The 18,858-nt window shown below is 59.5% G+C and carries 14 protein-coding genes and 3 rRNA genes; 2 read left to right on the top strand and 15 right to left on the bottom strand.

The window, feature by feature from the left end:
• Positions 1-349: 349 nt before the first annotated feature.
• Positions 350-871 (top strand): hypothetical protein, encoded by a 522-nt coding sequence (locus AARI_RS00810; protein WP_157867059.1) that lies wholly within the window; start codon positions 350-352, stop codon positions 869-871.
• A 151-nt stretch (positions 872-1,022) separates the two neighbouring features.
• Here the strand turns inward: AARI_RS00810 and rrf are convergent.
• The 3 genes from rrf to AARI_RS00795 form a co-directional block, all read right to left on the bottom strand.
• A 5S ribosomal RNA gene (rrf, locus tag AARI_RS00805) occupies positions 1,023-1,139 on the bottom strand.
• A 153-nt stretch (positions 1,140-1,292) separates the two neighbouring features.
• Positions 1,293-4,426, bottom strand: a 23S ribosomal RNA gene (locus AARI_RS00800).
• A gap of 622 nt (positions 4,427-5,048) precedes the next feature.
• A 16S ribosomal RNA gene (locus AARI_RS00795) occupies positions 5,049-6,574 on the bottom strand.
• Together the 16S, 23S and 5S rRNA genes form the textbook arrangement of a ribosomal RNA operon.
• 449 nt (positions 6,575-7,023) lie before the next feature.
• Between AARI_RS00795 and AARI_RS00790 the strand changes: the two genes are divergently transcribed.
• Positions 7,024-7,977 carry an NAD(P)H-dependent flavin oxidoreductase gene (locus tag AARI_RS00790; RefSeq protein WP_013347486.1) on the top strand — a complete coding sequence of 318 codons (954 nt, stop codon included), beginning with the start codon at positions 7,024-7,026 and terminating at the stop codon, positions 7,975-7,977.
• On the opposite strand, the gene panC is transcribed toward AARI_RS00790, so the two are convergent.
• The 12 genes from panC to AARI_RS00730 form a co-directional block, all read right to left on the bottom strand.
• Positions 7,974-8,840 carry a pantoate--beta-alanine ligase gene (gene panC, locus AARI_RS00785; RefSeq protein WP_013347485.1) on the bottom strand — a complete coding sequence of 289 codons (867 nt, stop codon included), beginning with the start codon at positions 8,838-8,840 and terminating at the stop codon, positions 7,974-7,976. The two genes, AARI_RS00790 and panC, sit on opposite strands and share 4 nt — an antisense overlap.
• A gap of 4 nt (positions 8,841-8,844) precedes the next feature.
• Positions 8,845-9,711, bottom strand: a complete 867-nt coding sequence (locus tag AARI_RS00780) for a Rossmann-like and DUF2520 domain-containing protein (protein ID WP_013347484.1) — start codon at positions 9,709-9,711, stop codon at positions 8,845-8,847.
• A gap of 2 nt (positions 9,712-9,713) precedes the next feature.
• Positions 9,714-11,111 (bottom strand): PH domain-containing protein, encoded by a 1,398-nt coding sequence (locus tag AARI_RS00775; protein WP_013347483.1) that lies wholly within the window; start codon positions 11,109-11,111, stop codon positions 9,714-9,716.
• Positions 11,108-11,605, bottom strand: coding sequence for a PH domain-containing protein (locus tag AARI_RS00770; RefSeq protein ID WP_041648266.1), 498 nt, complete (start codon positions 11,603-11,605; stop codon positions 11,108-11,110). The genes AARI_RS00775 and AARI_RS00770 overlap by 4 nt, the downstream gene beginning before the upstream one ends.
• Positions 11,574-12,035: a DUF3180 domain-containing protein gene (locus tag AARI_RS00765; protein ID WP_013347481.1), complete on the bottom strand. Its 462-nt coding sequence runs from the start codon at positions 12,033-12,035 to the stop codon at positions 11,574-11,576. The genes AARI_RS00770 and AARI_RS00765 overlap by 32 nt, the downstream gene beginning before the upstream one ends.
• Entirely contained in the window at positions 12,032-12,865 is an 834-nt protein-coding gene (folK, locus tag AARI_RS00760; protein WP_013347480.1) for a 2-amino-4-hydroxy-6-hydroxymethyldihydropteridine diphosphokinase, read from the bottom strand. Before folK ends, AARI_RS00765 begins: the two co-directional genes overlap by 4 nt.
• Complete coding sequence (folP, locus tag AARI_RS00755; protein WP_013347479.1) at positions 12,852-13,754, bottom strand: dihydropteroate synthase; 903 nt, start codon at positions 13,752-13,754, stop codon at positions 12,852-12,854. The genes folK and folP overlap by 14 nt, the downstream gene beginning before the upstream one ends.
• A gap of 8 nt (positions 13,755-13,762) precedes the next feature.
• Complete coding sequence (gene folE, locus AARI_RS00750) at positions 13,763-14,341, bottom strand: GTP cyclohydrolase I FolE (RefSeq protein WP_013347478.1); 579 nt, start codon at positions 14,339-14,341, stop codon at positions 13,763-13,765.
• 9 nt (positions 14,342-14,350) lie between these two features.
• Entirely contained in the window at positions 14,351-16,276 is a 1,926-nt protein-coding gene (ftsH, locus tag AARI_RS00745; RefSeq protein WP_013347477.1) for an ATP-dependent zinc metalloprotease FtsH, read from the bottom strand.
• Between the two features lie 107 nt (positions 16,277-16,383).
• A complete protein-coding gene (hpt, locus tag AARI_RS00740) occupies positions 16,384-16,935 on the bottom strand; it encodes a hypoxanthine phosphoribosyltransferase (protein WP_013347476.1) in 552 nt (183 codons plus the stop codon).
• 64 nt (positions 16,936-16,999) lie between these two features.
• Positions 17,000-17,926, bottom strand: a complete 927-nt coding sequence (gene tilS / locus AARI_RS00735; protein WP_013347475.1) for a tRNA lysidine(34) synthetase TilS — start codon at positions 17,924-17,926, stop codon at positions 17,000-17,002.
• Entirely contained in the window at positions 17,923-18,849 is a 927-nt protein-coding gene (locus AARI_RS00730) for a zinc-dependent metalloprotease (RefSeq protein WP_013347474.1), read from the bottom strand. Before AARI_RS00730 ends, tilS begins: the two co-directional genes overlap by 4 nt.
• Positions 18,850-18,858 lie beyond the last annotated feature (9 nt).

Raw genomic sequence — 18,858 nt, 5'->3', positions numbered from 1 at the left:
AACATTTCGCTCTCTATCATCCAGCACAAAAGAGGATTCGGCAAGAAATTACCGATATCGGCGATGAGTGGGGCAACTCGAACCGAATCGAACTAGAACGGCAAGATACTGCCGTACGGATACGACCTGGCTAGAAATACCGAGGCGCTTAGCAAGACATGCGGGCAACTACCCAGCCCCATTGGGCCGACAATATCTGGTGTCGTCGATCCCGGTTCCGCCACAGCACTCCGGAATAGAACTGACTTGCCGATGGGTGCTAGTTGCATCCACCGGCACCCTACAGAAAACAGACCAGCTACCGGGTTGACTCTCGTTCTGCGGGCCCGCTAACGGGTACGCTCTCAATATGTCCGAGAAAAACCAACTTCTTGAATTGGTCCCTGCCCCAAGTGATGTCATTTCCATAGTCCACAGGCTGGTAGATAGCCGAAGGCCGAAGAACGATAGCCAGCAGGAGGCACTATTTGCTCAGCTTGGTTTTATCTCGCGAAATAGCCAAGACAACCCCGATGAGCAATCCGCTCTACGCATCAATCCCCTGGACGTTGGCCTTGGAAGCACTGTGCTCGGCACGTGGGGCACATACGGGAAAGACTTCCTTGATGTCACGCTTCATCTCTACACTTCAACAAAACCTGAATCGGCCAAAACGCGGCAAGGCTTTCTTCAGATAAAGAACGCACTAAGCAACCTCTATGGTCCTGCAAGGCACCCCTGGGAAGATGAACAGCAGCCTCCATGCATTTGGGAGTGGAATGGCTGGACAATCACTATGCATCTCTTCAACGCTAGAGACAGTGCAGTAATGCTTACCGTCGAGGACACGAATCTCGCCCAACGCATAGACGCTGACGAAGCAACCCACTGAACTGAGCCCTTAAACAAGAACAAGGGGCAAACTGATAGCCCACCCCCACCAACCAGCAAGCCATCCCAGCAACCTGTCTTGCGGGTTAAACAGGTGAGGCCCTGGAACACGCATTGTGTTCCAGGGCCTCAAACCATTCAACTCAAGTTAAGTCCGGCGGTGACCTACTCTCCCACACCCTCACGAGTGCAGTACCATCGGCGCAGTGGGCCTTAGCTTCCGGGTTCGGTATGGGACCGGGCGTTTCCCCCACGCTATGACCGCCGTAACAATCACGAAGCACACAAACCAATCATCTTGGTCATGTTTTCCGGTGTCATGCAAAAGCCATGTATTTTTCGGTTTGAGGTTGTTGTCTCGTAACCGTATAGTGAACGCGAACAGCATAATGATCATGCCAGTAAAATATTGTGAATATTGTGTGTTGAAAGTCATCGGCCTATTAGTACAGGTCAGCTCCACAAGTCTTTAGTCCTTGCTTCCACATCCTGCCTATCAACCCAGTGGTCTAGCTGGGGGCCTCTCACACTCAAGGTGCATGGAAATCTCATCTCGAAGCAGGCTTCCCGCTTAGATGCTTTCAGCGGTTATCCCTTCCAAACGTAGCTAATCAGCGATGCACTTGGCAGTACAACTGACACACCAGAGGTTCGTCCGTCCCGGTCCTCTCGTACTAAGGACAGCCCTTCTCAAATTTCCAACGCGCGCAGCGGATAGGGACCGAACTGTCTCACGACGTTCTAAACCCAGCTCGCGTACCGCTTTAATGGGCGAACAGCCCAACCCTTGGGACCTACTCCAGCCCCAGGATGCGACGAGCCGACATCGAGGTGCCAAACCATGCCGTCGATATGGACTCTTGGGCAAGATCAGCCTGTTATCCCCGAGGTACCTTTTATCCGTTGAGCGACGGCCCTTCCACGAGGTGCCGCCGGATCACTAGTCCCGACTTTCGTCCCTGCTCGAGCTGTCACTCTCACAGTCAAGCTCCCTTGTGCACTTACACTCGACACCTGATTGCCAACCAGGCTGAGGGAACCTTTGGGCGCCTCCGTTACATTTTAGGAGGCAACCGCCCCAGTTAAACTACCCATCAGGCACTGTCCCTGAACCAGATCATGGTCCGAAGTTAGGTGACCGGTACAGCCAGAGTGGTATTTCAACGATGACTCCACCTGAACTAGCGTCCAAGCTTCACAGTCTCCCACCTATCCTACACAAGCTGCACCGAACACCAATACCAAACTATAGTAAAGGTCTCGGGGTCTTTCCGTCCTGCTGCGCGTAACGAGCATCTTTACTCGTACTGCAATTTCGCCGAGTTCATGGTTGAGACAGCGGGGAAGTCGTTACTCCATTCGTGCAGGTCGGAACTTACCCGACAAGGAATTTCGCTACCTTAGGATGGTTATAGTTACCACCGCCGTTTACTGGGGCTTAAATTCTCAGCTTCGCACCAAAGTGCTAACCAGTCCTCTTAACCTTCCAGCACCGGGCAGGAGTCAGTCCGTATACATCGTCTTGCGACTTCGCACGGACCTGTGTTTTTAGTAAACAGTCGCTTCCCCCTGGTCTCTGCGGCCCACACCCGCTCACAGCTGCAAGAGCCGATCACGAGGCAGGCCCCCCTTCTTCCGAAGTTACGGGGGCATTTTGCCGAGTTCCTTAACCATGATTCTCTCGATCGCCTTAGTATTCTCTACCTGATCACCTGTGTCGGTTTGGGGTACGGGCGGACTTGGACCTCGCGCCGATGCTTTTCTAGGCAGCATAGGATCACCGAATCACCCGCCAAAGCGGGCGCCTATCAGGTCTCAGAATATCTGAGCGGCGGATTTGCCAACCACTCTTCCTACACCCTTGGACCAGGTCAATTCCATTGCCTGGCTCGGCTACCTTCCTGCGTCACACCTGTTAATACGCTGACCTCACTGCATCGGTTCCCACCACATCACACAACCAGCAGCCCGAAGGCCGCAACAGCCATGATCCATCATGGTTAGCATCCACAGCTTGGTATGGGCGGTCCTTCGCCGGTACGGGAATATCAACCCGTTGTCCATCGACTACGCCTGTCGGCCTCGCCTTAGGTCCCGACTAACCCAGGGCAGATTAGCTTAACCCTGGAACCCTTGATCATTCGGCGGACGGGTTTCTCACCCGTCATTCGCTACTCATGCCTGCATTCTCACTCGTATAGCGTCCACCGCTGGTTTCCACCGCGACTTCACCCGCTATACGACGCTCCCCTACCCATCCAAACGCCCAACAAAAGCCAGGCAAATATTTGAATGACGCAACTTCGGCGGTGTGCTTGAGCCCCGCTACATTATCGGCGCGGAATCACTTGACCAGTGAGCTATTACGCACTCTTTCAAGGGTGGCTGCTTCTAAGCCAACCTCCTGGTTGTCACAGCAACTCCACATCCTTTTCCACTTAGCACACGCTTAGGGGCCTTAGTTGGCGTTCTGGGCTGTTTCCCTCTCGACTATGAAGCTTATCCCCCACAGTCTCACTGCTGCGCTCTCACTTACCGGCATTCGGAGTTTGGCTAAGGTCAGTAACCTTGTAGGGCCCATCGCCTATCCAGTAGCTCTACCTCCAGTAAGAAACACGCAACGCTGCACCTAAATGCATTTCGGGGAGAACCAGCTATCACGAAGTTTGATTGGCCTTTCACCCCTACCCACAGCTCATCCCCTCCATTTTCAACTGAAGTGGGTTCGGTCCTCCACACGCTCTTACACGCGCTTCAACCTGGCCATGGGTAGATCACTTCGCTTCGGGTCTAGATCACGCCACTCAAACGCCCTATTCAGACTCGCTTTCGCTACGGCTTCCCCACACGGGTTAACCTCGCGACGTAACACTAACTCGCAGGCTCATTCTTCAAAAGGCACGCCATCACCCAGGAACAAGTCCCAGGCTCTAACGGATTGTAAGCGCACGGTTTCAGGTACTATTTCACTCCCCTCCCGGGGTACTTTTCACCATTCCCTCACGGTACTGATTCACTATCGGTCATCAAGTAGTATTCAGGCTTACCAGGTGGTCCTGGCAGATTCACACAAGGTTTCACGGGCCCCGTGCTACTCGGGTATCAACACTAGAACGGCAGACACGCATTACACCTACGGGACTATCACCCTCTCTGGTCCGGCATTCCAACCGATTCACCTATACGCCTGCACCTCATCCCACCAGCAAGATAGCGCTGGTACATGTCAACCCCACAACCCCGATGATGCAACGCCTATCCGCTATCACACACCAACCGGTTTAGCCCCATCCGCGTTCGCTCGCCACTACTAACGGAATCACTATTGTTTTCTCTTCCTGCGGGTACTGAGATGTTTCACTTCCCCGCGTTCCCTCCACACAGCCTATACATTCAGCTGCAGGTCACACCACATAACATGGTGCGGGGTTCCCCCATTCGGAAATCCTGGTCTCAACGTCCGGTTATCGACTCCACCAGGCTTATCGCAGATTCCCACGTCCTTCATCGGCTCTTGATGCCAAGGCATCCACCGTGCGCCCTTAAAAACTTCAACACAAATCAAAGTTCTCAGAATTGAGCAATAAAACAATCTAACAAAATCACGCAGACAAGACTCAAACACCCAAGGATCCAAGGAAAAGGACCCCCAAGCTCATCTCATCTGCAAGATGCTCGCGTTCACTATACAGTTCCCAAACAACAACCCCGCACCCCCGCAAGCACACCCGGGCAACAGCACAAAACCGCCACCACACCAGCGCACCTGCAGCAAACACAGGACAAACACCGAAACACCAAGAACCCCGCCACCCACAGGCCACGCACCAGCCAACCCCCCCACACAAAGCGGAGAACCCGACCAACACCCAACCCACAGGCACGGAGGCTTGTTGCCTCAAAACCCAACAGCATGCCAAACCATACAAACCGCACAACACCCGCACACCGCTTTCCAGCACCCAAGAAGCCAAAGACTCCCCAAACGCGTACTCGCAGATGCGCAAACACCCTGCAGCCACAGCCAGTACCCCGCACACGAACGCACCACCCACATTGGGATGACACCAGCGTGCACGCTTTCCAGTACTGAGTCCATTGATATTCCACCCATGAGCAACCCGCCTGCACCACACTCGGGCACAGACACGGGCAACCAATAATGGTTAGCTCCTTAGAAAGGAGGTGATCCAGCCGCACCTTCCGGTACGGCTACCTTGTTACGACTTAGTCCCAATCGCCAGTCCCACCTTCGACGACTCCCCCCACACAAGGTGGTTAGGCCATCGGCTTCGGGTGTTACCAACTTTCGTGACTTGACGGGCGGTGTGTACAAGGCCCGGGAACGTATTCACCGCAGCGTTGCTGATCTGCGATTACTAGCGACTCCGACTTCATGGGGTCGAGTTGCAGACCCCAATCCGAACTGAGACCGGCTTTTAGGGATTAGCTCCACCTCACAGTATCGCAACCCATTGTACCGGCCATTGTAGCATGCGTGAAGCCCAAGACATAAGGGGCATGATGATTTGACGTCATCCCCACCTTCCTCCGAGTTGACCCCGGCAGTCTCCCATGAGTCCCCACCACTACGTGCTGGCAACATGGAACGAGGGTTGCGCTCGTTGCGGGACTTAACCCAACATCTCACGACACGAGCTGACGACAACCATGCACCACCTGTGAACCAGCCCCGAAGGGAAACTCCATCTCTGAAGCGGTCTGGCACATGTCAAGCCTTGGTAAGGTTCTTCGCGTTGCATCGAATTAATCCGCATGCTCCGCCGCTTGTGCGGGCCCCCGTCAATTCCTTTGAGTTTTAGCCTTGCGGCCGTACTCCCCAGGCGGGGCACTTAATGCGTTAGCTACGGCGCGGAAAACGTGGAATGTCCCCCACACCTAGTGCCCAACGTTTACGGCATGGACTACCAGGGTATCTAATCCTGTTCGCTCCCCATGCTTTCGCTCCTCAGCGTCAGTAAATGCCCAGAGACCTGCCTTCGCCATCGGTGTTCCTCCTGATATCTGCGCATTTCACCGCTACACCAGGAATTCCAGTCTCCCCTACATCACTCTAGTCTGCCCGTACCCACCGCAGATCCGAGGTTGAGCCTCGGACTTTCACGGCAGACGCGACAAACCGCCTACGAGCTCTTTACGCCCAATAAATCCGGATAACGCTTGCGCCCTACGTATTACCGCGGCTGCTGGCACGTAGTTAGCCGGCGCTTCTTCTGCAGGTACCGTCACTTTCGCTTCTTCCCTACTGAAAGAGGTTTACAACCCGAAGGCCGTCATCCCTCACGCGGCGTCGCTGCATCAGGCTTTCGCCCATTGTGCAATATTCCCCACTGCTGCCTCCCGTAGGAGTCTGGGCCGTGTCTCAGTCCCAGTGTGGCCGGTCACCCTCTCAGGCCGGCTACCCGTCGTCGCCTTGGTGAGCCATTACCTCACCAACAAGCTGATAGGCCGCGAGTCCATCCCCCACCGATAAATCTTTCCACCACCTGCCATGCGGCAAGAGGTAATATCCGGTATTAGACCCAGTTTCCCGGGCTTATCCCAGAGTCGGGGGCAGGTTACTCACGTGTTACTCACCCGTTCGCCACTAATCCACCCAGCAAGCTGGGCTTCATCGTTCGACTTGCATGTGTTAAGCACGCCGCCAGCGTTCATCCTGAGCCAGGATCAAACTCTCCATAAAAAAATAAAAAGCCACCGAAACCCCTCGGAAAATAAGGGAAGAATCGATGAAGTCCTGGCGAATAATAAAACACTCAAGCACATCACACGGGGGTGCAATGCCTCAAGCAAATAATATGTATTCACCAAATAAAATAAATATTCGGTATCAACAAACTTGGCACACTATTGAGTTCTCAAACAACAAACACTCTCGACACCACAACCACCAGACCTTCGATGACTGCTTCGCTCCGGAGCAACTTTTCCAACTTACCAGAATCCGCAGCCCGATCAAAATCGGCTGGAAACCTTCAGTGAAAAGTGATTGGCTGCCGGGTAAACAATCGGTAGATTCCGTGTTGTTTCCGTTCCGGCAACAGATAAAAACTATACACACGTTTTTCCATACGCACAAATTGAGGGACCGAGCTCTAGGTCACATTCACTTCGTTGTTCTAGTCTGGGCACATGAGCGACCTGCAAAGACTCCTTGGATACCGCGAACCCATCTTCAATGCCTCGATGGCCGGTGCTGCTGGTGGTGCCTTGGCGGCCGCCGTTTCCCAAGCTGGCGGTGTAGGCATGATTGGATCGCCGGCAGCACCCAAGACAGAGTGGATTGAACAGCAAGTTCAGCACGTGGCATCCCTGAGCACTCCGTGGGGTGTCGGTTTCATGGCCTGGGCGCTGGAAGCTGATCTGTATCCACTCGAAGCCTTCTTAGATTTCGGGCCTTCCTTGGTCACCCTGAGCTTCGGCGACGTCAGCCGAGCTGCAGCGCTGGCCCATGAGGCTGGCGTTCTAACTGCGATGCAAGTAGGCAATGCGGCAGATCTGGAACGAGCAATGGCTGATGACATCGACATCATCATTGCCCGAGGCGGCGAAGGTGGAGGCCATGGCCGTAATGAAGCAGGAACATTGCCACTGCTGCAGCTGGCCACCGCACAGCAGCAGAAACCTGTGATTGCCGCCGGTGGTATCGGCACCGCCCGCGGAGTGGCGGCCGTTCTCGCCGCTGGGGCCTCCGCGGCTTGGGTCGGAACCCGATTCCTAGCAGCCAGCGAAGCAACCGGTCACAAGAATGTGAAGGACGCGATACAGCAGGCCGGCTTGGATGACACGACCTATACCCGCGCCTTCGATGTCGCACAGCAGCTGCCTTGGGCTCCGGAGTTCGGCGGCCGGGCACTGCGCAACGAATTCAGCGACACCCACGCGGACCTCTCAACATGGGCACCCGATGAGCAGCTTCGCTTGGAAATGCAGGAAGCCCGTGCCGAAGCACGGACTTCCATGGCTCCGGTCTATGCCGGTGAGGCAGTGCAGTTCATCGACTCCGTGCAGAGCGCGGCCGAAGTGATGGCCGAGCTTGCCGGATTCCGCAAGGTTCTTGCAGATGCCGCGTCGCGGTTCGCCTAGATCGGCTGGTTGTCGATCAGGCGGACCTTGCCAACCTTCGCCGCGACCAGGATCAGGCCTTCGCCGGTAAATGGGGTGTCCTGACAGTTGAAGGCTAGTTCCTGCAAGGTGTCGGGATTGACCACGACGAAGTAGTCCAGTTCCACCAGCGGAGCCATTTGGCACATGCCGATGGCGTCTTCGACATACAGGGGTTCGTTGCGTGCGGCACGGCCGGCAATGAGCTGGATCGAGCGGTGCAGCACCAGAGCTGCTTCCTTCTCCTCCTCGCTGAGCAACGCGTTGCGGCTGGAGAGGGCCAGCCCCTTCTCGCTGCGCACGATCGGCACCGAACGCAACTGCACCGGATAATCAAGGTCAGCGACCATGCGGCGGATCAATGCCAGCTGCTGGGCATCCTTCTGCCCGAAGTAGGCACGGTACTGGCCCTGGCGCGGATCGGCCAGGTGCAGCAGCTTGGCTACGACTGCCAGCATGCCATCGAAGTGCCCCGGTCGTGAGGCTCCTTCATACATATCGCCCAATGCACCAGAATTAAGCCGTACCAGAGGCAGGCCGGCGTGGTAGATCTCTTCGGCTTCCGGAGCGAAAACAATATCCACCCCGGCCTCGGCGGCCAGCTGCACATCTGCCTCGAGCTGGCGCGGGTAGTTCGCGTAGTCCGTGGCGTCGTTGAACTGCAGTTCATTGACGAACACGGAAATAACTACAACTTCATTCTCTTCACGGGCTGCCTTGAACAGGGAACCATGGCCGCTGTGCAGGGCACCCATGGTGGGCACAAAGCCCAGTGATCCCGGGTTGGCTTCTGCAATAGCAGCCTTGAGTTCGGCACGGGTCTTGGCAATCTTCGGGGTTTTCACCCTTCTATTCTAGAACTCGCAACAGCTCTTCAAGCGTGCGCTGCGAGATCAGGCCACGTGCGGCCGCCCGCAACGCGGTGGCGCGCGACAGGCTCCGGTAGGAATTATTGGTCTCTGCCGGATCATGCGACAGTGCCTGCAGGTGCGCGGTTACGGTGCCGCTGTCCCCTCGGGCTACCGGCCCGGTCAAGGCTCCGGCACCGGAGCGCAACGCATTATCCAGGCTCGCGTACATCAAGGCGCGCAACGTGTTCGATGGATCTTCCACGCCGATTCGACGCAGGATGTCGGCCGATTGCGCGGTAATGGTGTTCAGATGGTTGGCCGCATGGGCCAGTGCCGCGTGATAGCTGACGCGGTTTGCTTCGGCGATGACCACCGGTTCACCACGCATCTCAACGACCAGGGCCTGTGCCACCGGAAGGATCGCTTCATCTGCGGTGACGGCAAAGACACAATCGGTCAGGCGCTGCAGGTCCATGCTCATGCCGGTGAACGTCATGGCAGGGTGAATGGCAAGACCGAAAGCTCCGGCATCCATGGCCGGCTGCAGAATCGAGGTGCCGTACCGTCCGGCGGTGTGCGCAATCAGCTGACCCGGGGCAATATGCCCGGCCTCGGCCAACCCTGCGACAAGTTCGCCAAGCACGTCATCGGGGACTGCGAAGATCACCAGTTCGCTGCGGCGCAGGATTTCTGGCGGGTCGAGCAACTCCACTTCCGGCAGCAACGCGTCGGCACGGTCGCGCGAGTCTTCGGAAACTGCATGGATCCCGGTAATCCGGTGACCGCTGGCTGCCAGCGCCGCGCCGAGCACGGTGCCGACCTTGCCAGCGGAGATGATCCCGATTCCCAAACGTGGTGCGTCCACTTCTACCTTTCGACCAGGCGCTGCGCTTGCGCCCGGGTAAATCCTGCGGCAACATCCGCATCGAGCTGATGCAGGTAACCGATGACACTTCCGCCAGCGCAGTGCAGGCGGACCCCGGCTAGTTTACGTCGTTGCTCCCATGGACCCTGCACCCAACTCATGCCCTGCACTCGATTATGCGGCACGAAGCTGGCCTGGCGCGCGAGCCAGCCGTAGCGGGAAATCACCGTCGTATCGGTGGCCAGGAACCCCTGGTGCTTCCAGGCTCCGGGTGAGAGCGGCTTCGCCCGCTGGGGGGATCCGATGAAGCCATGCTCATATCCGGTACTGACCGCAGTGGCCAGTACCTCACGCTGGTTTTCGATGCCCAGCTGGGGCAGCAAGATGCCCATGATTCGGGTGACTGCTTCGAAGTCCCCGACCGGGAGCACTTGGAGGTTGTCCATGTCATCGCTCTTGGTGCCAAGGACATTGACTTCCACCTTGTACCAGCCGAGCATGCGCCAGAAGAAGGGAGCCGTCACCGAGATGGCCTGGACGCGTCCGGCGGGGATGGAGTGCTGGCGCGTGTCCGCCAGCCCGTAGCTGATGCGCATCCCGGTATCCGAGGCGCTGGCGGTGAAGTTCCACCCTTGGTTCAGCTGCTTGTAGAACCAGCTGCCGAAGGTCAAAACAGCGGGAATCAGGCCGGCGACAATTCCATCCACCCCGCTGATCCACATAATCAGCATCGCCAGGCAGGCAAGCATGCCGATGATGACCGGCAGCTGCAAGAACAAGGAGGCCAGCAGCCGTCCCGCCGGGACCTTGGCCATCAGCGGCGGCTGTACTGCTGGAGCCAGCCCTACTGCGGCACTTGGCGCGGCAGCGATCTCTGATGCCGGTTCTTGCACGGCCGCGGGCTCTGCGCCGTGGGCGCGTTCCAGGATGACCACGCGCAGTTGGTGCGCTTCGGCCTTGCGCAGGAATGCCAGCTTGAGCACCGATTCGGAAGAATCTGCAACGTCGAATCGCAGTTCTGCAAGGCCCAGCAGTCTCGCCACCAGCGGCTGGGCGATGTCGATGCCCTGCACCTTGTCGATCCGTGCCTGCTTCTGGCTGCGGAAAAGCATCCCCGCATTAACGTACACATGCGTGCCGGTGAGCTTGTAGCGGGTGAAGTACCACGAAAGGAAATAGAAGATGAGCACCACGAGAAGCGCGATGCTTGCACCTGCCACGGTCCAGACCAGCCGGTCTCCGGTGAAACGCTCAGACCATGACAGATCGTCGGTGTTCTGCCAGTAGATGTAGGCCAGGCCGACCACGGCCAGCCAGCCATGGACAAAAGGGCTGGCCGGGTGCACGCGCTGCCAGGATTCGCCGGTCTCAGCAGCAGCCGCTTCTTCGGGCTGGCTCATAGCATTTTCTCTTCGCCCGCAGCCACCAGGCGTTCACGCAATGCCTGGCCCTCAGCCTCGGGCAGTCCGAAAACGTGGGCGGTAGCAGCACTGCCGGCGGTATTCAGCGTCAGCCTGCACAGCCCGTAGCGGCGCTCCAGCGGTCCGCTGTTGACCTCGACATACTGCATGCGGCCGTAGGGGATGACAACCTGCTTGCGCCACAGCACTCCTGAGCGCACGATGAAGTCCTCTTCGCGTTCCAGATAGCCCAGAGCCCGCACCTGCCGGCGGATGATGCGCAGCCGAAGCAGCGCAAGAGCCAGCACGAGCACCACCGGAATCAGCGTGACCCATAGCGGGTGGATCAAATCCAGCACAGCCATCAGCAGCGGCACCAGAGAGGCAAGCAGCACCAGCGACCAGGTGATGGCCCAAGTGGTCAGCTTGACCTTCACATAGTTCGGATGAGCAGGGGTGAAATTACTCGGTGACCACGGAATCGCTGTTGCCATCGGTATCCTCCGGCGGTAGTTTGCACAAATGCTGAACAATATACCCGATAACCACCATAAGAATCCCGGCTCCGGTCAACACCAGGCCACGGGTCAGTGTGGGGGTCAGCCCGTTTGCCAGCCATAGGGTGATGATGGCCGGAACATGCCACCCGGCGATCACCGCACCAGCATAGGCCGAGGCTTGGGCCAGTACCAGGGTACGGGCCGCGGCAATCGGCTCGAAGTCCGACTTGCCCTGGCTGGAACGCTTGACGCGAATCCCCAAGAAGAGGATCACTGCGCAGACTGCACCCAACGAGTACAGGGCAGAGTAGTCCAGAACTGGCGCGTACTTGCCTGCCGCGGTGAGCAGGCGCAGCGCAATCCAGCCGGCCAGGGCCCCGAGGACCGCGCACCACAGCAACCAGCGCAGCTTCAGCTTGGTCATAGCCGGATGATGTCCTTCGTGTCGGCGGCTTCAGCGGCCAGCCGGGAAACCAATTGGCCATCGAGCACGGCGTCCGGATCCATCCAGCTCCACGGAGCCAGGACGAATCCGCGAATCGCGGCGCGCGGATGAGGCAGGGTCAGTCGCTCATCGTCCATGCGCAGATGGTCGTAGGCGATCAGATCCAGATCCAGGGTGCGCGCCTCCCAGCGCACTTCGCGGGTGCGGTGGTGCTTGGCTTCGATGCTCTGGCACAGATCCAGCAGTTCATGCGGGCTCAACCCGGTGCGCACCTGGACTACCTGGTTGGTGTAGTCCGGCTGTTCTGGCGGGCCGCCCACCGGCTTGGTGATGGCCAGCGGGGAAACCTTGAGCAGCTCGACATCGGCGCCCAGCTCCTGCACCGCGGCGGCCAAGGTGGCCTGCGGATCGCCCAGGTTGGCGCCCAACGCGATGATCGCGGTGTGCTGCTTCTGGTGCCGGGTCAGCGAAATGGTGACATCGGTGAACGGTACCGGGATGGGTGCCTGCGGCTTATGCACCACGACGTCAATGGTGTAAACGCTCGGGTAGGCTGCGAGGATCGCCTCGGCGATTTCACTGCCCAGCTTCTCGATCAGATCCCACGGACCTGACTGGATCTGCTGGACTACCAGTTCGCTGACTTCGCCATAGTGCACGGTGTCAAGGACGTTGTCGCTGGCTGCTGCACGTGAAATATCCACATGCAGCACCACGTCGATGATGAATTTCTGGCCATCGCGTTTCTCATGGTCGAATACGCCATGGTAGCCGGTGGCCGAAATTCCGCAGACGCTAATGCGATCCATAAGCCTGCACGACTTCAATGGCGTCGCGGCTGCCCACCACATCGTGCACGCGCACTGCCCAGACCTTGTCACGGGCGCCCAGCGCGGTAGTCGCTGCGGTGGCCGCATCGCGGGCCAGCGGTTCGCGGCTCTTGGAGCCCTCGGCCAGCAGCTCGCCCAGGAAGCGCTTGCGGCTAGTGCCGATCAGAACGCGGTGGCCCAGCTCCTCGATGGCCGAAAGGTTGGCCAGCAATGCCCAGTTGTGCTGCGCATCCTTGGCAAAGCCCAGTCCCGGGTCGATGATGATCTGCTCGGGTGCCACGCCCTTGGCGACGAATTCATCGCGCAGCTGGCGCAGTTCCTGGACTACCTCGGCGACAACGTCGGCGTAGTTCGCTTCGGACACCATGTTCTGTGCGGTGCCGCGGCGGTGCATCAGGACGTAGGGAACACCGGTCTCTGCGATCAGCTCCGGCATGCCCTCTTCATAGGTCAGGCCCGAGACGTCGTTGATGATGTGCGCGCCGGCTTCGATGGCCGCCCGCGCGGTCGACACGTGCATGGTGTCCACGGAGATCACCGCACCGGCCTTGGCCAGCGTTTCGATGACCGGCAGGATGCGTTCGCTTTCCAGTGCCGGATCCACGTCCCTTGCACCGGGACGGGTGGATTCCCCGCCCACATCGATGATGTCCGCGCCGGAGTACAGCAGCTTCAGCCCCTGGTCGATCGCGGCATCGGTGGACAGGTACTTCCCGCCATCGGAGAAGGAGTCCTCGGTGACGTTCAAGATGCCCATGACCAAGGTGCGCCCGGTGGGCAGGTCTGCCAAGGTCTTCTTGCTGGACTTGCGGATTACTGGCAAGGGGCTGGTGTTCGGGCCGGTGCCCGGGATCGCTCCAAGCGACATGGGGGTTCCTACTTTCCGAGGATCAGGCTCATGGCTTCGGCGCGGGTGGCAGTTTCACGCAACTGCCCGCGCACCGCGCTGGTCACGGTCTTCGCGCCGGGCTTGCGTACCCCGCGCATGGACATGCACATGTGCTCGCATTCAACGACGACAATGGCACCGGAGGGGCTCAGGTGCTCCACCAGGGCGTCGACGATCTGAGTGGTCAGGCGTTCTTGGACCTGCGGACGGCGGGCGTACACCTCAACCAGCCGGGCCAGCTTGGACAGGCCAGTGACCTTGCCGCCCTTGCCCGGGATGTAGCCGATATGCGCCGAACCGTAGAACGGCACCAGGTGGTGCTCGCAGGTCGAGTAGAACGGGATGTCCTTGACCAGCACCATCTCATCGTGCTCGATGTCGAAGGTGGTGGCCAGGTGGTCTGCCGCGTCCTGGTGCAGGCCGGCGAAGAATTCCGCGTAGGCCTTGGCTACCCGTTTCGGGGTGTCTACCAGGCCGTCGCGGTCCGGATCTTCGCCAATGGCCTCCAGGATCTCGCGCACGGCTGCCGCGATCCGCGGCTGATCAATCTCTTGTAGTTCACTCACGCTACGATCCTAGTCGGTCGAGGAAGCTGCGCGCTCCTTGGGGCTTAATATCGGACCCTCGGTGTGCACCGGGCGGGCCTCATTGCTCAACCAGACTTCACGCTTCTCGCGCTTGACCAGATCCGAGAAGATCTCGGCGATTTCCTTCTGGTTCAGCGTCTCGCGCTCCAGCAAGGCCAGGGCCAGGCGGTCGAGCACATGGCGGTTGGCGGTCAGCGCCTGGTAGGCGTCATTGTGCGCCTGCTCGATCAGCTCGCGCACCTCCTGGTCCACCAGGTGGGCCATTTCGTCGGAGAAGTCGCGGCTAGCAGTGCCCATGCCCTGTTCGGCGGCCGAGCCGGCCAGGCGCACGGCACCGACCTTTTCGCTCATGCCGTATTGGGTGACCATCTTGCGAGCGGTGGAAGTCGCCTTCTCGATGTCGTTCGAGGCGCCGGTGGAAGGATCATGGAAGACGATCTCCTCGGCCACGCGGCCGCCCATGGCGTAGGCCATCTGGTCCAGCAGCTCATTGCGGGTCACCGAGTACTTGTCGGACTCGGGAACCACCATGGTGTAGCCCAGCGCGCGGCCGCGCGGCAGGATGGTGATCTTGGTGACCGGTGCGGTCTGGTTCATCGCCGCGGCGACCAGTGCGTGGCCGCCTTCGTGGTAGGCGGTGACCTTGCGCTCGTGCTCGTCCATCAGGCGGGTGCGCTTCTGCGGGCCGGCCATGACACGGTCAATGGCCTCATCCAGTGCGCGGTCGTCAATCAGGTTGGCGTTGGAGCGGGCGGTGAGCAGCGCGGCTTCGTTGAGCACGTTGGCCAGATCGGCACCGGTGTAGCCCGGGGTCTTCTTCGCAACGGCGTTCAGATCCACGGTGGCATCCATCGGCTTGCCCTTGACGTGGACCTGCAGGATCTGCTCGCGGCCCTTCAGATCCGGTGCCTCCACCGGGATCTGGCGGTCGAAGCGGCCCGGACGCAGCAGCGCCGGGTCCAGTACGTCCGGACGGTTGGTCGCGGCGATCAGGATGACGTTGGTGGTGGCGTCGAAGCCGTCCATTTCAACCAGCAGCTGGTTCAGGGTCTGCTCGCGCTCATCGTTGCCGCCGCCGATGCCGGCACCGCGATGGCGGCCTACGGCGTCGATCTCGTCAACGAAGATGATGGCTGGGGAGTTGGTCTTGGCCTGTTCGAACAGGTCGCGCACGCGCGAAGCGCCCACGCCGACGAACATCTCGACGAAGTCAGAACCGGAGATCGAGTAGAACGGCACCTGGGCTTCGCCGGCGACAGCCTTGGCGAGCAGTGTCTTGCCGGTACCCGGAGGACCGTAGAGCAGCACGCCCTTGGGGATCTTCGCTCCGACGGCTTGGAACTTGGCAGGCTCCTGCAGGAATTCCTTGATTTCGTGGAGTTCTTCCACGGCTTCATCGGCCCCGGCGACATCCTTGAAGGTCACCTGCGGCATGTCCTTGGTGATCAGCTTGGCCTTTGACTTGCCGAACTGCATGACCTTGGAGCCGCCGCCCTGGGAGCGGGCGAGGATGAACCAGAAGATGCCTGCGATCAGCAGGAACGGGATGATCACTCCGAGCATCGACAACAGCCAATTGCTCTCTACCGGCTGGTCGGTGAACTTGCCCAGGTTGGCCTTGTTGATTTCGTCAACGACCTGCTCGGCACGTGCGGTGGAGTAGTAGAAGCTCACCGAGGTGCCCTTGTCCACGCCGTCCACCTTCAAGGCGTCGCGCAGCTTCAGGTCAACTCGCTGGTCACCGTCGAACATCTTCGCTTCGGTGACATTGCCGCTGGTCAGCTGGTGCAGACCCACAGAGGTGTCCACCTTGGCCGAATTATTGCCAAAGACCATGGGCAGGAACAACACTACGGCGACAACGCCGACCAGGACCCAAATGATCCAGCTGTTAAAAAGCTTCTTCGTTTTCATTGATCCGCCAGGCCCCGCGCCTGGCGCATCCCCCTCACGCACTGCTCTGGCGTCCGGGTCACGCCACCTTCGATATTTCTCAACGCCCTAGTGGCGAGAAAAGTTCCCTACTGATAAATGTGCGGAGCCAAGGTGGCCACGCAGTCCAGGTTGCGATACTTTTCGGCGTAGTCCAGGCCGTAGCCCACGACGAATTCGTTCGGGATGTCCATGCCGACGTACTTCACGTCGATTTCCACCTTGGCGGCCTCCGGCTTGCGCAGCAGGGCGCAGATTTCCACCGATGCCGGGCCGCGGGATTCGAGGTTGGACTTCAGCCACGACAGGGTCAGGCCCGAATCGATGATGTCCTCGACGATCAGCACGTGCTTGCCCATCAGATCCGAGTCCAGGTCCTTGAGGATGCGCACCACACCGGAGGACTGGGTACCCGAACCGTAGGAGGACACTGCCATCCAGTCCATGGTCAGGTGGGAGTCCAGCGCGCGGACCAGGTCAGCCATGATCATCACCGCGCCCTTGAGCACACCTACGACGAGGATGTCGCGGCCCTCGTAATCCTTGTCGATCTGCGCGGCGAGTTCTTCCACGCGGGCCTGGATTTCTTCCTTGGTGTACAGAACATGCGTGAGATCAGCTTTGACTGCATTGGAATCCACGAGAATTCTCCTGATTCTAGAGGTGTGGTACTTACCTAGAGTGCCACATTTAGCGGAAGGTTGTTTAGCCGGTTGTGGTGAAAACGATCACCGATCTTCGCCTGTGGGCGCTGATCGCGCCGTCCAGCTGCACCGGACCAGCAGATTTGGACATGGGTTGGCCGATTCCAGCCAGCGCGCACAGCGCGGCCGTTCGCTCATGGCCCACATTTTTCGCACCCGCTTCCATGGCACCCAGGCGTAATACTCGCGAGCTGACCGCCACCGGGAGCTTGCGTAATTCCGGGAGCTGGAGACCGTGCTCATCCTTGGCTTTCTGGGCCCAATGGTCAAGGGCCTGCGCATCGGCGGCAGCCAGGTTGGCGGTGCGCGCCAAAGCCTGCCGAAGGTGTGTGCCAAGTTCCTGTTCCAGGAAGGGAAGAATGCGATGGCGGATCAAATTGCGCTTGTACCCGGTATCCGCATTGCTTGGATCATCCCAGTACTCGATTCCAGCGTGCCTGCAAATTTCTTCGGTTTGCGCCCGGGAAAGTTCAAGCAGCGGGCGCCGGTATGCTCCGCGCTGGGCCGGCATTCCGGCCAGCGACCGGGTTCCGGATCCGCGCACTAGTCCCAGCAGCACCTGCTCGGCCTGGTCATCACGGGTATGGGCGAGCATCAAGGTATCCGCATCGAACTGGGCCAGGGCCTGGTCAAACGCCTGGTATCTGGCGTCGCGTGCCGAGGCCTCGTCGGGCGAGGTCTCGACTTCGCTGATCAGCACCGGGTTCAAGCCCAATTCGCGGCACTGCTGCCCAGCGCGCTGCGCTGCCTGGGCACTGCCTGCCTGCAGCGAGTGGTCCACGATCACAGCACCGAAGCGGCCGGGCAGCGTAGCGGCGGCAATGGCCAAGGCCAGCGAGTCGGCGCCGCCGGAGATCCCGATCAGGTTCAGCCCCGGTGCGCTGCTGGCGCTGATGGCGGCACGGGCAACGTGCAGGGCGTGGGTCATCGGGTGCGCGCCCGCCAGCGTTCTGGGTGATCGAGCTCGTCGGCCGAGGGGAACATTTCGCGGTCGGTGAAGATTTCATTGAAGCCTTCGTAGCCGATCTCGTCGACAATGTGCCGCACGAACTTGGCTCCCCGCTTGTACTGCAGCGCCTTGGCATCCAGGCCCAGCACCTTGCCCAGCAGGATCGCCAGCGCCGAACGGTTTTCACCGCGGGCTTCGAAGCGGCGGCGGATGGTCTTGATGCTGCGAATCGAGGTGACATCGTTCATCACCACCATGGCGTGGCCCTCCAGCACGGACATGATACTGGTCAGTTCACTGACTTCGGACTTCATGGATTTGAGGCGCTCGCCCAGATCGCGCATGGAGCTGGTGTTCCCGGCCAGCGGCTCAAAGGCCTCGGCCAGGGTCTGCTTCATGACCTCCGGGATCCATGGCGCGTGCTCGAATTGCAATCGGTGGGTCTGCTCATGGGTGGCGATCCACAGGTAGAAGTCGCGGGCGTTGACGTTCAGTTCCCCGCGGATCTGCGTGATGGTCGGGGCGTTGAGCAACAGGCGCGGTCCAACGAACGGGTCGAACTGGCCTAGCACCCGGGTGCCGAGCACCGAGAGCACTGCGCCCAGTTCAGCGCCGGCAATCAGCGGCACTGCCCCGGGAACCTCCTGGCGTGCCGCGGGGAGCATCGCGCTGAAATTCTGGCTGACCGCCTTGGCCCAGCCGGCACGATCCACCACCAGGGTCTGCGACGGTGCGGAGGAGGAGAGCTTGGAAACCTTCTCGGCTTCCACCAGTCCTTCGCCGGCGGCAATGCGCAGTTCTTCCACGATCCGGGCAGCATCCTGGGACTGGATTTTCGGCCCGGCAGGCATCAGGGTTTTTGCGGCCTTGGCCGCCAGCTTCCAATCGACGAACTGGTTCATTTGCTTCTC

The organism is Glutamicibacter arilaitensis Re117, from assembly GCF_000197735.1.
In the GTDB taxonomy this organism is placed as follows: Bacteria; Actinomycetota; Actinomycetes; order Actinomycetales; family Micrococcaceae; genus Glutamicibacter; species Glutamicibacter arilaitensis.
The sequence above is the reverse complement of the archived record's forward strand: the minus strand, read 5'-3'. Positions and strand labels throughout refer to the sequence as shown.